The sequence below is a fragment of the Paracoccus aminophilus JCM 7686 genome, from assembly GCF_000444995.1.
In the GTDB taxonomy this organism is placed as follows: domain Bacteria; phylum Pseudomonadota; class Alphaproteobacteria; order Rhodobacterales; family Rhodobacteraceae; genus Paracoccus; species Paracoccus aminophilus.
The window spans coordinates 2,431,614-2,445,290 of the sequence record NC_022041.1 but is presented as its reverse complement, the minus strand read 5'-3'; the positions used below and the strand labels follow the sequence as shown (position 1 = coordinate 2,445,290).

Annotated in this window: 14 protein-coding genes; 5 read left to right on the top strand and 9 right to left on the bottom strand. The window is 63.7% G+C overall.

All coding sequences use genetic code 11. The features are described from left to right. Nucleotides 1-12 precede the first annotated feature (12 nt). Complete coding sequence (locus tag JCM7686_RS11865; protein ID WP_020951066.1) at nt 13-1,257, top strand: MFS transporter; 1,245 nt, start codon at nt 13-15, stop codon at nt 1,255-1,257. Here JCM7686_RS11865 and JCM7686_RS11860 read toward each other — a convergent pair. After that, complete coding sequence (locus JCM7686_RS11860; protein WP_020951065.1) at nt 1,174-1,929, bottom strand: DUF599 domain-containing protein; 756 nt, start codon at nt 1,927-1,929, stop codon at nt 1,174-1,176. The genes JCM7686_RS11865 and JCM7686_RS11860 overlap by 84 nt on opposite strands. 348 nt (nt 1,930-2,277) lie before the next feature. On the opposite strand from JCM7686_RS11860, the gene JCM7686_RS11855 reads away from it, so the two are divergent. The 4 genes from JCM7686_RS11855 to JCM7686_RS11840 all read left to right on the top strand — a co-directional run bounded on the left by JCM7686_RS11855 (nt 2,278) and on the right by JCM7686_RS11840 (nt 6,630). Continuing rightward, on the top strand, nt 2,278-3,738 hold the full coding sequence (locus tag JCM7686_RS11855; protein ID WP_041527321.1) for an FAD-linked oxidase C-terminal domain-containing protein: 1,461 nt from the start codon (nt 2,278-2,280) through the stop codon (nt 3,736-3,738). Further along, nucleotides 3,728-4,771 (top strand): FAD-binding protein, encoded by a 1,044-nt coding sequence (locus JCM7686_RS11850; RefSeq protein ID WP_020951063.1) that lies wholly within the window; start codon nt 3,728-3,730, stop codon nt 4,769-4,771. The genes JCM7686_RS11855 and JCM7686_RS11850 overlap by 11 nt, the downstream gene beginning before the upstream one ends. A gap of 1 nt (nt 4,772) precedes the next feature. Then, complete coding sequence (gene glcF / locus JCM7686_RS11845; protein ID WP_020951062.1) at nt 4,773-6,062, top strand: glycolate oxidase subunit GlcF; 1,290 nt, start codon at nt 4,773-4,775, stop codon at nt 6,060-6,062. Between the two features lie 115 nt (nt 6,063-6,177). Further along, entirely contained in the window at nt 6,178-6,630 is a 453-nt protein-coding gene (locus JCM7686_RS11840; protein ID WP_020951061.1) for an Hsp20 family protein, read from the top strand. Nucleotides 6,631-6,746: 116 nt separating this feature from the next. Here JCM7686_RS11840 and JCM7686_RS11835 read toward each other — a convergent pair whose 3' ends face one another. From JCM7686_RS11835 to JCM7686_RS11800, 8 genes are all read right to left on the bottom strand, one after another. Continuing rightward, nucleotides 6,747-8,081, bottom strand: coding sequence for a glutamine synthetase family protein (locus JCM7686_RS11835; protein WP_041527320.1), 1,335 nt, complete (start codon nt 8,079-8,081; stop codon nt 6,747-6,749). Next, nucleotides 8,081-8,908: an ABC transporter permease gene (locus tag JCM7686_RS11830; protein WP_020951059.1), complete on the bottom strand. Its 828-nt coding sequence runs from the start codon at nt 8,906-8,908 to the stop codon at nt 8,081-8,083. The genes JCM7686_RS11835 and JCM7686_RS11830 overlap by 1 nt, the downstream gene beginning before the upstream one ends. After that, nucleotides 8,905-9,783 carry an ABC transporter permease gene (locus tag JCM7686_RS11825; protein WP_020951058.1) on the bottom strand — a complete coding sequence of 293 codons (879 nt, stop codon included), beginning with the start codon at nt 9,781-9,783 and terminating at the stop codon, nt 8,905-8,907. The genes JCM7686_RS11830 and JCM7686_RS11825 overlap by 4 nt, the downstream gene beginning before the upstream one ends. Nucleotides 9,784-9,845: 62 nt before the next feature. After that, nucleotides 9,846-10,577 (bottom strand): transporter substrate-binding domain-containing protein, encoded by a 732-nt coding sequence (locus tag JCM7686_RS11820; RefSeq protein ID WP_020951057.1) that lies wholly within the window; start codon nt 10,575-10,577, stop codon nt 9,846-9,848. 25 nt (nt 10,578-10,602) lie between these two features. Then, nucleotides 10,603-11,418 (bottom strand): ABC transporter ATP-binding protein, encoded by an 816-nt coding sequence (locus JCM7686_RS11815; RefSeq protein WP_041527871.1) that lies wholly within the window; start codon nt 11,416-11,418, stop codon nt 10,603-10,605. 105 nt (nt 11,419-11,523) lie between these two features. After that, nucleotides 11,524-11,985 carry a tellurite resistance TerB family protein gene (locus tag JCM7686_RS11810; protein ID WP_020951055.1) on the bottom strand — a complete coding sequence of 154 codons (462 nt, stop codon included), beginning with the start codon at nt 11,983-11,985 and terminating at the stop codon, nt 11,524-11,526. 244 nt (nt 11,986-12,229) lie between these two features. After that, nucleotides 12,230-13,138, bottom strand: coding sequence for a polyphosphate kinase 2 (ppk2, locus tag JCM7686_RS11805; protein WP_020951054.1), 909 nt, complete (start codon nt 13,136-13,138; stop codon nt 12,230-12,232). Between the two features lie 68 nt (nt 13,139-13,206). Next, nucleotides 13,207-13,668 (bottom strand): hypothetical protein, encoded by a 462-nt coding sequence (locus JCM7686_RS11800; protein ID WP_020951053.1) that lies wholly within the window; start codon nt 13,666-13,668, stop codon nt 13,207-13,209. Nucleotides 13,669-13,677 lie beyond the last annotated feature (9 nt).

Here is a 13,677-nt window from a genome sequence, read left to right as displayed (position 1 = left end):
CGCGGTCTGGGGATGTTAACGCAACCAGACCCCATTCCTGAAATCTGCCTGCCCGAGGTGCCGCCCTTGTCGCCGCGTCCCAATACTCGCCTTGCCGTTCTGGCGCTTGCCCTTGGTGCTTTTGCCATCGGAACTTCCGAATTCGCCGCCATGGGCCTCTTGCCGTGGTTTGCCGCCGATCTTGGCGTGACCGAGCCCGAGGCCGGTCATGTCATCTCGGCCTATGCCTTGGGCGTGGTGGTCGGCGCGCCGCTGACCTCGATCCTTGGCGCGCGCCTGCCGCGGCGGCGCTATCTGGCCGGGCTGATCGCCGCTTACGGCGTGATGAACCTGCTCGCTGCCGTGCTGCCCGGCTTTGGCACGCTGGCCGCGATGCGCTTTCTCGCCGGTCTGCCGCATGGCGGCTTTCTTGGCGTGGGCATGCTTTTCGCCGCCGACGCTTTGCCCAAAGAGCAGCGCGCGAAGGGTGTCACGCAGGTCCTGCTCGGTCTGACCGTCGCCAATATCCTCGGCGTGCCTTTGGCCGGAGCCATTGGCCAAGGCCTTGGCTGGCGCTGGGGCTTTGCGCTGCCGGGCGTGATCGCGCTGGTGACGGCGCTCTTGATCCTCAAGCTGGCGCCGCGCGTCGGCGTCGATCCGAATGCGCGCCCGCTCGAAGAGCTCAAAGCTCTGCGCAATCCCGATGTCATCCTCACGCTGCTGGTCGGCGCGATCGGCTTTGGCGGCATGTTCGCGGTCTACGCCTACCTGTCGGCGGCGATCTTGGCGACCACGGATGCGCCCGGCTGGGTCATCCCGCTGACGCTGTGCGTCTTTGGCGTCGGTGGCACGATTGGCAGCATCTTTGCCGGGAAACTCACCGTGCGTATCGGCGTCTTCGGCGCGGCTTTCCGGTTGATCCTCTTCATGGCGATCACGCAGGCCTTGGCCTCTTTCGCGGTCGGAAGCTGGCCCCTGATGCTGATCACATCCTTCCTGATGGGGCTGGGCTCGGGCACGGTGGTGCCGCTTCAGACCCGGCTGATGGAGGTCGCGGGCTCGGCGCAAAGCATGGCCGCCGCGATGAACCACGCGGCCTTCAACGCCGCCAATGCGCTTGGCCCCTGGCTTGCGGGCATGGCGCTGACGGCGGGCTGGGGCTGGCATTCCTCGGGGCTGGTCGGCGTCGGCCTCTCAGCCGCGGGGCTCTTGATGCTGGGCCTCGCCTGGTATCATGCGCGCCTCAGTGGCAGCCTCTTCCAGCAGCACACGCCGTGAGCCCGAGGCGAATTCGCGCCGCCAGCTGATGAAGAGCACGAAGGCCACGGCGACAAAAAGCGCCAGTGGCCCGGCCAACCAAGCCAGCGCCCCCAGCGCGAAATAGACATTGCGCAGGCCCGCATTGAAGCTGCGGGCGGCGCGGATATTGATCTCGGCGGCCTGCAACGCGCGCGGCATGGCGCGGGGATCCGTGGGGCTGTTTGGAACCGAGCCCATGATGATCGCGCAATAGCCGAAAAGCCGGTTCGACCAGACGAATTTCAAAAACGCATCGACGACGAGCAGCAGGGGGACAAGGATCTTGATCTCCCATTTGATCGTCGGGATGTAATCCATCTCGAACTGCCGGGCGAGCAGCGAGAGCCGGTCGGCATTGCCAATCAGCGCAAGCCCGCCTCCGATCGCAATCATCGAGGCCGAGGCGAAGAAGGCCGTGCTCTCGCGCAGGTTGGACAGGATATTGCCGTCGAAAATGCGCGGCTCGCGATGGACGAATTGGCGCATCCATTCGCGGCGCAGCTCTTTCATCAGAACCGAGACCGAGGGCTTGCCCGCAGGCGGATGCTCGGTCCGCCAGCCGATCCAGCCCCAACTGGCGATCAGCCAGACCACGGCAAGCAGATCCCAATAGCTGAACGAGCGGATGATCGCATCAAGCGCATTGTTCATCTTTGGCCCTCCCTTTGCGGCTTGCCCAAAGCCGCGCCACGTCTCGTCCCTTTGCTGCGGTTGCCTGCGCCCGCCGCGCCCGCTATCCATTGAGGGGAACGGTTACGCAGGAGGACGACCCGTCCCGATCCCACGCCGCCGGACCCTTCTGGGAGGAAGGGGTACGGCAGGCTCGATTCGGGGTCTTCGTTTTGCATAACCTGTGGCTTTCAAGGGCTTGCGGCCAAGAGTGCAGGCAGGTTCGCAGGTAATGGGAAAGCGCGCAATGCGCCTTTGCAGCCCAAAGCCGCCTCTTTGGGGCGGGCGACGGGGCAAAGCGGCCAAAGCGCGCCTTCGGGGGGAGAGACGATGGAGATGCCAGTTCCCGATCCGGGCATTCTGGCGCGCAAGGCGGCGATTGCCGCAAGGCTGCGCGCCGCCGTGCCCGATGCGGTGATCGACGATCCGGCCGAAACGCGCGCCTATGAATGCGACGCGCTTTCCGCCTATCGCTGCCCGCCTTTGGCGGTGGTGCTGCCCGCAACCACCGAAGAGGTCGCGGCCATCCTGCGCATCTGCCACGAGGAGCGCGTGCCGGTCGTGCCGCGTGGCGCGGGGACAAGCCTTGCGGGCGGCTCGATGCCGACGGCGGATGCGGTGGTGATCGGGCTCTCGCGGATGAATGCGGTGCTCGAGACGAATTATCCCGACCGTTACATCCGCGTGCAGGCCGGGCGCACGAACCTGTCGATCTCTGGCGCGGTAGATGGCGACGGCTTCTTCTATGCGCCCGACCCGTCAAGCCAACTTGCCTGCGCGATCGGCGGCAATATCGGCATGAACTCCGGCGGCGCGCATTGCCTGAAATATGGCGTCACGACCAACAACCTCTTGGGCCTGCGCATGGTGATGATGGACGGCACCGTCCTTGATCTCGGCGGGCCGATGGGCGAGGCGGCGGGGCTCGATCTTCTGGGCGTCGTCTGTGGCTCGGAAGGCCAGCTTGGCATCGTGACCGAGGCGAGCCTGCGCATCCTGCCCAAACCCGTTGGCGCGCGCCCGGTTCTGGTCGGCTTCTCGGCCAGCGAGACCGCCGGGGCCTGCGTCGCCGCGATCATCCGCGCGGGCATCATCCCCGTCGCCATCGAATTCATGGACCGCCCCTGCATTCAGGCGACCGAGGCCTTTGCCCATGCCGGTTACCCCGATTGCGAGGCGCTTTTGATCATCGAGGTCGAAGGCACCAAGCCCGAGATCGCCGAGCAGCTTGCCCTCATCCGCGAGATTGCCGAGCGCTTCGATCCCGTCGAATTCCGCGAAAGCAAATCCGAGGACGAATCCCGCCGCATCTGGCTTGGGCGCAAATCGGCCTTTGGCGCGATGGGTCAGATCAATGACTACATGTGTCTGGACGGCACGATCCCGGTCTCGACCCTGCCGAAAGTGCTTGCGGGGATTGCCGAGCTCTCGCGCCAATACGGGCTTGGCGTTGCCAATGTCTTCCATGCCGGGGACGGCAATATGCATCCGCTGATCCTCTATAATGCGAACAAACCCGGCGATCTCGAGCTTTGTGAGGCTTTCGGCGCAGATATCCTGCGGCTCTGCGTCGAGGTCGGCGGCTGCCTGACCGGCGAACATGGCGTCGGTGTCGAAAAGCGCGAGCTGATGGTCGCGCAATTCGCGCCCGAGGATCTGGAGGCGCAGATGCGGATCAAGGATGCCTTTGATCCGTTCTGGCTGTTGAATGCCGCCAAGGTCTTTCCGCTGGCGAGTTCTGCCCCGCGTCGCGAAGGCGCGCATGGAAAGGGGCAGCGCAATGCGGCCTGAGAGCGAAGAAGAACTGGCGCACATCCTGCGGACGGCCTCGGCTCCGGTGTCGGCCATCGGCGGCGGCACGCGACTTTGGCCCGGCGAGGGCGAGGGCGCGCGCATCGACATGACCGGACTGTCGGGGTTGACGCTTTACGAACCCGAGGCACTGACCTTGGTCGTGCGCGCGGGCACGACGCTTGAAGAGGTGCGCCGCGTGCTCGCCACTGAGGGCCAAATGCTCGCCTTTGAACCCGATGCGCGTCCGGGCTCGACCATCGGTGGGGTCGCGGCGACGAACAGCTCTGGGCCGCGCCGGGTGCAGGCGGGGGCCTGCCGCGATGCGATGCTGGGGCTGCGGTTTGTGACCGGCGCGGGCGAGATCGTGAAGAACGGCGGGCGGGTGATGAAGAACGTCACCGGCTATGATCTGGTGAAGCTTCTGGCCGGATCGCGCGGCGCGCTTGGCGTCCTGACCGAGGTCGCGCTGAAGACCGCGCCGATCCCGCCGGTCTCGCGCACCTTGGCGCTGCCGGGGCTGGGTCCGGAGGCGGCGGTCGCGGCGCTGACCTCGGCCCTGACCGGGCCATATGATGTCAGCGGGGCGGGCTGGTTGCCGGGGCAGGGCGCGCTGATCCGGGTCGAGGGGCTCGAAGGATCGGTCGATCTGCGCATGACCTCCTTGCGCGAGCGGCTGCGGGCTTTTGGCGAGATCTCCGAGGTCGAAAGCGCGCTTTGGACCCAGATGGTACCGCGTGAGGCCGAGGGCGATCTTTGGAGGATCATCTGCCATCCCTCTGAAGTTGCGTCTCTTTTGAAAAGCCTTCCCGCGCCTTTGGCGATGGATTGGGGCGGGGGGCTGCTCTGGGTCTCGCTGCCTGCCGGAGAGGTGCCGCGTCTGCCGCTCTTCAACGGCCATGCCGCGCGCGCGACTGGCGCGACGCCTCTGGTTCTGCCCGCGCCCCATCCGGTGATCGCCAAGCTGAACGCCGATCTCCGCCAGAAATTCGACCCGCGCGGCATTCTGTCCGCGCAGAAGGAAACCGCCTGAGATGCAGACGAATTTCACGCCCGAGCAGTTGCAGGACCCGCTCACCGCGCGCTCGAACAAGGTGCTGCGGACCTGCGTTCATTGCGGCTTCTGCACAGCGACCTGCCCGACCTACCAGGTCCTGGGCGATGAGCTCGACAGCCCGAGGGGGCGGATCTATCTGATCAAGGACATGCTCGAAGCCGGGCGTCCGGCGGATGAAAAGACGGTCAAGCATCTCGATCGCTGCCTCGGCTGCCTGTCTTGCATGACGACCTGTCCTTCGGGCGTGAATTACATGCATCTGATCGATCACGCCCGCGTCCATGTCGAGGAAACCTATCGCCGCCCCTGGCGCGACCGCGCCCTGCGCTGGCTGCTCGCGCGGCTTTTGCCCTATCCCAAACGCTTCCGGCTGGCGCTTCTGGGCGCGAAACTTGCCAAACCCTTCTCCGGGCTGGTGCCTGATGCGCGGCTGCGCGCGATGCTCGAGATGGTGCCCAAGGCGATCCCGCCGGTCAGCCGCAATGATGACGGGCAAGTTTTCGCGCCCGAGGGGCCGCGCCGCGCGCGGGTCGCCTTGATGCCGGGCTGTGCGCAGCGCGCGCTGAATACCGACATCAACGATGCGACGATCCGGCTGTTGCGGCGGGCGGGTTGCGAGGTGGTGATCCCGCAGGACTTCGGCTGCTGCGGCGCGCTGACCCATCACATGGGCCGCGAGAAGGACGCCTTGGCCTCGGCGCGCCAGACGATCCGCAGCTTTCTGGCGGCTGGAGATCTGGATGCGATCATCATCAACACCTCGGGTTGCGGCACGACGATCAAGGATTATGCCGCGATCTTTGCCGGCGATCCGATGGAGGCCGAGGCGCGTCAGGTGGCAGGCCTCGCCCGCGATGTGACCGAGTTTTTCGCAAGCCACGGCCTTCCCGCGATCACCCGACCCGGTGAAGGGCTGCGGGTGGCCTATCACTCGGCCTGCTCGCTGCAACACGGCCAGCAGATCCGAGGCGTGCCGAAAGAGCTTTTGGCTGAGGCGGGATTTACCGTGCTGGAGCCCGCCAATCCGCATCTCTGCTGTGGCTCGGCCGGGACCTATAATCTCTTGCAACCCGAGCTTTCGGCCGAGTTGAAAGAGCGCAAGATTGACACGTTGCAGGCGGTCTCGCCGCAGGTGATTGCGGCGGGCAATATCGGCTGCATGATGCAGATCGGCTCGGGCATGGACGTGCCGGTGATCCATACCGTCGAGCTTCTGGATTGGGCGAGCGGCGGGCCGAAACCGCCCGCATTGGCCGCGCACCCTTGAAAGGCGAAAATTCGCATCCCATCTGAATCCTGTCGGCGGCCCCAAGTGGCGTCGGCAGGCTGCTTGCCCGAATGACGGGGAGCAACTTCAGTATCGCTTTGAAAAGGATGCGAAAATGCGAAATTTTGACCTGACCCCGCTTTATCGTGCTTCGGTGGGGTTTGACCGGATGGCGGATGTTCTGGACCGTGCTCTGGCGGCTGATCTGCCCCAGCACAGCTATCCTCCCTACAATATCGAAAAGACCGGCGAGAGCACCTATCGCATCTCGATCGCCGTCGCCGGTTTCTCGGCGGATGAGCTCTCGGTCGAGGTCAAGGACGGTGCGGTGATCGTCGCCGGGCGCAAGGCTGCCGATGACGAAGGCCGGACCTTCCTGCATCGCGGCATCGCCACCCGAGCCTTTGAGCGCAAGTTCACTCTGGCCGATCACGTCCGCGTCGATGGCGCGAGCCATGTTGACGGGATGCTGCATATCGACCTGATCCGCGAGATCCCGGAAGCGCTGAAACCGCGCCGGATCGAGATCGCGAAACCTGCGAAAGCGGTCGAGAAGCTCGATTCCTGATCCGGTGATGTCCTGAAAAGGAACCGGGGCTCTGCCCCGGACCCCGGGATATTTGGTCATGAAAGACGGGGACTTGAAAGGAGGGGTAAGGCTGCGGCCTTGCCCCTTTTTCGTGCCTAAACCGTATCGAGATAGAGCTCGACGGTTTCGTCGTCGGAAAGCTCGGCCATGTAGTGGAGTTCCTGCCGCTTGGTCATCACGAAATTCTCGATCAGATGGGCGGGGAAGATTCGGGCGATTTCGGGGGAGGTCGCGAAGGTCTCGATCGCTTCGGTCCAGGTGGCGGGAAGCTGAGCCAGACCCTGTTCATAGGCATTGCCGCGGATCGGGGGCGGCGCGGGGGCTTTGTCCTCGATCCCGTTCAGAGCCGCGCCCAAGACGGCGGCGACGGTGAGATAGGGGTTCACATCGCCGCCCGCGACGCGATGTTCGATGCGGCGCGCTTTCGGGCCCGAGGAGGGGATGCGGATCGCCGAGGTGCGGTTTTCATAGGCCCAGCCGATGCCGGTCGGCGCATGGGCATTCGGCACCAGCCGGTCATAGCTGTTTTCATGCGGCGCGAAGAGGAGGGTTGAGCCCGACATGGCCGCAAGGCAGCCCGCAACCGCATGGCGGAGCGCGTCTGAACCCTCGGGGCTGCCATTGTCGAAGATATTGTTGCCCTCCGCGTCGAGGATCGAGAAATGCATATGCATGCCCGAGCCGTTCCATTCCTCATAGGGTTTGGCCATGAAGGAGCCGGCAAAGCCATATTGGCGGGCGAGACCCTTGACCAGCATCTTGAAAAGCCAAGCGTCATCGGCGGCTTTCAAGGGATCGGGCTGGTGCATCATATTGATCTCGAACTGGCCCGGAGCGGCCTCGGAGATCGCGGTATCGGCGGGGATGTCCATCGCCTCGCAGGCGTCATAAAGCGCGGTGAAGAAGCGGTCGAAGCCATCGAGGGCGCGCAGGCTGAGGGTCTCGGCCCCGGTGCGGCGTTTGCCCGAACGCGGCGAGGGCGGCACGCGGAGTTGCCCGCCGGAATCGTCGATGAGGAAGAATTCAAGCTCTGTCGCGACCACCGGCGTCAGGCCCGCCGCTTTGTAGCGGTCGACCACCCTTGCGAGCGCCTGACGCGGGTCGCCGTCATAGGGGCGGCCGTCGTCGTGAAACATCCAGAGCGGCAAGAGCCCGGTCGGCGCATCGAGCCAAGGCATCGGCATGAAGCCGCGCTCGGTCGGCATCAAGATCCCGTCAGGATCGCCGGATTCGAAGACGAGGGGGCTGTCTTCGACATCCTCGCCCCAGATGTCCATATTGAGGACGGAATAGGGGAATTTGGTGCCCTCGGTCAGCAGCTTTTCGGCGAAACGCGACGGCACACGCTTGCCGCGCGCCACCCCGTTCAGATCTGCCGCTGCAACGCGGATCGTCTTGACTTCGGGATGTTCGCGCAGCCAGTCCATGATTACCTCAAGAGTTGCGGTCTATAGCGGATTTTCTTCGCCGCGCCCGGAATATGGCGGTTCAATCGCCGGTTCATCGCGCCGAAAAGCAGGATGAGCAGCAAGGTCAGGCAGATGAAATAGCCCGCGACGATCGGATAGGCGACGAAGGGGTTGAAGGTCTTTCCGGCGAGATAGCTGGCATAATAAAGCGAATCCCCCATCTGCTGATAGGCGGGGAAGCTTGAAAAGAAGACCAGCGTCGTCGCGTGGAAAAGGAAAATCGCCTCGTTGGTGTAGGACGGCCAGGCGAGGCGCATGGTGATCGGCCAGATGATCTTGCGATAGCGCTTCCAGCCGGTGAAGCCATAGGCGTCGGCGGCCTCGATATCGCCTTTCGGGATATTGCGCAGCGCGCCATAGAAGATCTCGGCGGAATAGGCGGCGGTGTTCAGCGTCAGCACGAAGAGCGCACCGGCCCAAGCCTTGGTGAGCCAGCTTGTGTGCACGGTCAGTCCGAAGATGTCGATGCCGACGCGCGGAAGCTGCACCAGCGCCTCATAGGCGACGAAGAACTGGATGAAGAGCGGGCTGCCGCGAAAGACGAAGATGAACCATTCTGCGGGTTTGCGCAGCCAGGGATTGGGGCTCGCTTTGGCCAGCGCCAGCACATTGGCGAGGAAGAAGCCAAAGAAGAGTGCAAGCGCGGCGAAATAGATGTTCCAGATCAGCCCCGAGGCGATCAGCGTCATCTCCTGACAGAGCGTGAATTCGGTGCGCGGCAGCATCCGCTCGCCAAAGCCGATCGAGCGCAGGCCGAAGTCCTGAATGGTTTGGAGACATTCGTTCATTGCGCGGCCTTCCGCAGAGATTCGCCTGCCATTGTCGCCTGACCCTTCGACAGCCGGGCTCGGATGCGGTCAAGCACCCGCTCAGAGATCCAGGTCATGGCGAGGAAGAAGACGAGAATGCCGAGGAAGTAGTAAATCCGCCAATCGGGATGGGGATAGGTGAAGGCGCTGGTCTTGGCGCCGCCAAGCTCGCGCGCCCAATAGACGATATCCTCGACGCCCAGGACGAACAGAAGCGGTGTGGCCTTGAGGAGGATCATCCACAGGTTCGAGAGACCGGGCAAAGCATAGGTCCACATCTGCGGGATCAGGATGCGCCGGTTGATCTGGCGCTGGTTCATGCCGTAAGCCTCGGCGGTCTCGAGCTGGGCGCGCGGCACCGTGGCCATCGCGCCGCGCAGCACATTGGCGGCGAAGGCGCCAAAGACGATCGAGAAGGCAATCACGGCGAGGAAGAAGCCATAGGTCTGGTGCACCCATTCGGGCGAGCTCGACAGCGGGATCTTGGCCGCCGCGCAGACGCGGAATTCATTGCCCTGCCAGACCGGCACGCTCGGATCGCAGACGAACCGGCTTTTCGACCATTCGAAGAGCTGATCGAGCGCGATCGGCACGAAGAGGAAGAAGATGATGTCGGGCACGCCGCGCACCATCGAGGTGTAGATCTTGCCAAACCAGCGCAGCGGCGTGATCCGCGAGCGGCTTGCCATCGCCCCGCCAAAGCCGAAGAGCATCGCGATCGGGGCTGTGACCGCCAGCAGGGCGAGCACGGTCAGGAAGGAGAGGTAAAAGCGCATATGGGTGCCGGATGTCAGATAGCACGACAGCCAGGTCAGCCCTTCAAGCGATTTGGGGTCCGCGCAATATGCAAACATCGGTCACCGGGACAAGCCCCGCCCGCCGCCCGAAGGCGCGGACAGGGCGAGGAATGTTCAGATCAATGGGCGTAGGTCTGGGCTTCGGGGCCAAACCACTTCTTGATCAGCTCGTTGATGCTGCCATCGGCCTTCATCGCAGTGATGGCGGCGTCGAACTTGTCGTGAAGCTCGGTGTCGGACTGGCGCAGACCCATGCCGATCCCGTCGCCAAGCGGCACGTCCTGACCGACCCAGGCAAAGCCTTGGCCTTCCTTGACCAGCGGCACGAGGAATTCCTTATCGGCGAAAACTGCATCGGCCTCACCGTTGCGCACGGCGGCGGCGGCTTCGTCGAAGGTCGGGAATTCGACCAGTTTCGCGCCCGATTCCGCGACATAGGTCGATTGGATCGTGCCGGTCTGGGCGGCGACGACGCTGGTTTTCACGTCAACATCCGGGCTCAGCGCCGCATAGGCCGAGGGCACCGGCGGCAGGTAGTTCTGGGTGAAGGCAATCGCCTTCTTGCGCTCCTCGGTAATCGACATGCCGGCCATGATCGCGTCGAAGTTCGAGCTGAGCAGGTTCGGGATCATCGCGTCGAAATCGTTCTTGACCCAGGTGCAGGTCAGGCCGGCGCGCTTGCACAGCTCATTGCCGAGCTCGATTTCGTAGCCGTCCAGCTCACCCTTGTCGTTGATGAGGTTATAGGGCGCATAGGCCCCTTCCGAGGCGATGCGGACGGTTTGGCCTTCAGCAAGGCCCATGCCAGCCGAGAACGCCAGAGCGGCGGCGGCGACGAGAAGCTTTTTCATTCTTTTGCTCTCCTGTTGGACGGGTTTAATGTGCATTGCCTGCACTTAGGAATTGGCGCAGCCGCTCGGTGCGGGGAGCGCCAAAGATCTGGCTGGGCGGGCCTTCTTCCTCGATCCGGCCGTGATGGAGGAACACGACATGATCGCTGACATCGGCCGCCAGCCGCATGTCATGGGTGACCAAAAGCATGGTGCGATGCTCGGCCGCCAGATCCTTGATGACCTTGACGACCTCTTGCTGCAATTCGGGGTCAAGCGCCGAGGTCGGCTCGTCAAGGAGCAGCGCCTTGGGCTCCATACAAAGCGCACGAGCGATGGCCGCGCGTTGTTGCTGGCCGCCCGAAAGTTGCGCGGGCCAGGCTTCGGCCTTGTCGCCGATGCCAACCTTCGCCAGCAGCGCGCGGGCCTTGTCCTCGGTCGCCTTGGGGTCGCGGCCAAGGACGGTGACCGGCGCCTCCATGACGTTTTGCAGCACGGTCAGATGGGACCAGAGGTTGAACTGCTGAAACACCATCGACAGATTGGTGCGCAACCGCGTCACCTGTGCGCGATCGGCGGGGCGTCGGCCTGCACCGCTGCCCGCCCATTTCACCGCCTCGCCCTCGAAGATGACATCGCCTTTCTGGCTATCTTCCAGCAGGTTGCAGCAGCGCAGCAGGGTAGATTTCCCCGAGCCGGACGAGCCGATCAGGCTGACGACATGACCGCGCGGCGCAACAAGGCCGACGCCCTTGAGCACTTCGTGCTCGCCGTAAGCCTTGTAGAGATCGCGGATCTCGATGACCGGGGTCTGCGCGGGCGCCCCGGTCGGAGCGCCGGGATCGGAGGAGGATGCTGGCATATTCATTCCATCATGTGGCGATATTCACGCCCGATTTGCAACGGTTTCATCGCAGGGATCGCGGCGGAGGAGGCGAGATGGCGCAAGGTCATCTCGCCTTCGGGCCTAGTCGCTCGCGCGGCCAAGGCTTTGCAGCACACGCTGCCGCGCCAGACCTGAATCGACATCCGTCACGCCAAGGAGCCCGGCCACCAGACGCAGGAAGGATTCTTCAGCTGCCGTGCGCACGCCATCGGCATAGGCGATTTCCCACAAAGCCGAGATGATCCCGATCCGGTCCTCGAGCGCGATGCGGTCCTTGATCGCGCGGGTGAAGCGCACGGTGTCGGGGGCTTCGGCCTCGACCATTTCTGCGGCCATGCGCCGCTCGGCCGCCTCGGTCATGTCGATGCCGCGCCGCCGCGCGAGGATCTGGTCGATGCGGTTTTTCTCGACGGCGCTGTAATTGTCATCCGAGCGGGCCAGACGGACGAGCAGCGCCGCGATCGCGACCTCGGCATCTTGCGAGGTCAGTCGGGACGAGGCGAAATCGTCGTGGAAGAGGCGGCTGAAGAGATTGCGGAACATGGGCCTACGCTTGAAAAAATCTGGACAATCTTAGATTTTTTCCGGCCAGCCTCAAGCGCTTTCGAGCTTGGCTGTGGAACTCGCGGCGAAACGTCATGCGGGGATGGCAAGGGCCGCGGCTGCCCCGATTCTCGAGCAGAGGCGCCGCGCGTGCTTGCTGCGAAGGCCGATAAAGGCCGCGCGTCCGGGCAGCGCTTTCGCGCTGCACCGGGTCAGCTCAACTGGCAAGAACCGGAGGACGGCCTTAGTAGATTTGCGGAACGTACAGATCGCGCGGCAGAGTTTCCCGCTCGTAATCGGGATTGAAGACCCGGTCGGGCAGGTGGATCTCTTCGTGCGGGACTGGCGTATAGGGGATCTGGGTCAGAAGATGGGCCATGCAGTTCAGGCGGGCCCGCTTCTTGTCATTGCCCGGAACGATATGCCACGGCGCCTCGTCGATATTGGTGCGCTCGAGCATTTCCTCTTTGGCCTTGGTGTAGTCTTCCCAGCGGATGCGCGATTGCAGATCCATCGGCGACAGCTTCCACTGCTTCAGCGGGTCGTGAATGCGCATGAGGAAGCGCATCTGCTGCTCTTCATCGGTGACCGAGAACCAGTATTTCACCAGCCGGATGCCCGAACGCACCAGCATCCGCTCGAATTCGGGAACGTCGTCGAAGAACTGCTGGACCTGATCTTCATTGGCAAAGCCCATCACCCGCTCGACGCCGGCGCGGTTGTACCAGCTGCGGTCGAACAGGACGATTTCGCCGCCTGCGGGCAGATGCGGCACATAGCGCTGGAAATACCATTGGGTCTTTTCACGGTCCGACGGCGCGGGCAAAGCGACGACGCGGGCGACACGGGGATTGAGGCGCTGGGTGATGCGCTTGATCGCGCCGCCCTTGCCGGCGCTGTCGCGCCCCTCAAAAATCACGACGACCTTTTCTTTGTAATAGCTGACCCAATCCTGCAGCTTGATCAGCTCGGATTGCAGGCGCAGCAGCTCGCGGAAATAGGTCTTGCGGTCCATCTGTTCGGGATGGGCGTCGCGATAAAGGCGCGAGATTTCTTCCGAGAGGACAGCGTCCTCGAATTCGATCTCGATATCTTCGTCGAGCGTGTCGTCGAGCTCTGCCCGAAGCCACGGATTGTCGCGCATTTCATTCATGTTCGCCGTCCCGGAACCACTACGCCGCCACTATACAGGAATATATGACAATTTCGTGGCGCCCGAGATCAGTTCAACAGGAGCGATGCACATTTTCTCGTGACACCGAAAGCGAAGCCTCCGGCCTCGGCGGCGGCCACGGTGCCGCACCAATCGCCGGTGCTGGAAAAGAGGCTTTTGGTGCCCTTGGGCCGGTAGAGCGCGCGCTTGCCGCCAAGGGTGAAGAGGTTCAACGTGCCGCTGCCGTTCTCGGCGTAATAGCCGACGACATCGCCTTCGCGGGTGAAGAGCACGCGTTTCGCATTCTCGGGATTGCGCGGGGAATTGGCATAGGCCGAGGAGGAATTCGCGCCGCTCGCGCTGGAATTTGCGGCCGCAGAGGGGGAGTTTCCCTGCCGCGCGGGCGAGTTCGCGGGCGCGCCGGGACCAAGATCAAAAGGCAGCTGGGTCTGGTCGAGCACGAAGATCGGTGCATCGGCCCAGACCGGGCCCGCGCATATCAGCCAAAGCGCCGCGATCTGCAGTTTCATCCCACCCCT

Bases quoted from the DNA above. Each gene is read 5' to 3' on its own strand.
- JCM7686_RS11860 (WP_020951065.1), bottom strand. From the start codon at position 1,929: ATGAACAATGCGCTTGATGCGATCATCCGCTCGTTCAGCTATTGGGAT.
- JCM7686_RS11850 (WP_020951063.1), top strand. From the start codon at position 3,728: ATGCGGCCTGAGAGCGAAGAAGAACTGGCGCACATCCTGCGGACGGCC.
- JCM7686_RS11825 (WP_020951058.1), bottom strand. From the start codon at position 9,783: ATGTTTGCATATTGCGCGGACCCCAAATCGCTTGAAGGGCTGACCTGG.
- ppk2 (WP_020951054.1), bottom strand. From the start codon at position 13,138: ATGAATGAAATGCGCGACAATCCGTGGCTTCGGGCAGAGCTCGACGAC.
- JCM7686_RS11840 (WP_020951061.1), top strand. From the start codon at position 6,178: ATGCGAAATTTTGACCTGACCCCGCTTTATCGTGCTTCGGTGGGGTTT.
- JCM7686_RS11815 (WP_041527871.1), bottom strand. From the start codon at position 11,418: ATGCCAGCATCCTCCTCCGATCCCGGCGCTCCGACCGGGGCGCCCGCG.
- JCM7686_RS11830 (WP_020951059.1), bottom strand. From the start codon at position 8,908: ATGAACGAATGTCTCCAAACCATTCAGGACTTCGGCCTGCGCTCGATC.
- JCM7686_RS11820 (WP_020951057.1), bottom strand. From the start codon at position 10,577: ATGAAAAAGCTTCTCGTCGCCGCCGCCGCTCTGGCGTTCTCGGCTGGC.
- JCM7686_RS11810 (WP_020951055.1), bottom strand. From the start codon at position 11,985: ATGTTCCGCAATCTCTTCAGCCGCCTCTTCCACGACGATTTCGCCTCG.
- JCM7686_RS11855 (WP_041527321.1), top strand. From the start codon at position 2,278: ATGGAGATGCCAGTTCCCGATCCGGGCATTCTGGCGCGCAAGGCGGCG.
- glcF (WP_020951062.1), top strand. From the start codon at position 4,773: ATGCAGACGAATTTCACGCCCGAGCAGTTGCAGGACCCGCTCACCGCG.
- JCM7686_RS11865 (WP_020951066.1), top strand. From the start codon at position 13: ATGTTAACGCAACCAGACCCCATTCCTGAAATCTGCCTGCCCGAGGTG.
- JCM7686_RS11800 (WP_020951053.1), bottom strand. From the start codon at position 13,668: ATGAAACTGCAGATCGCGGCGCTTTGGCTGATATGCGCGGGCCCGGTC.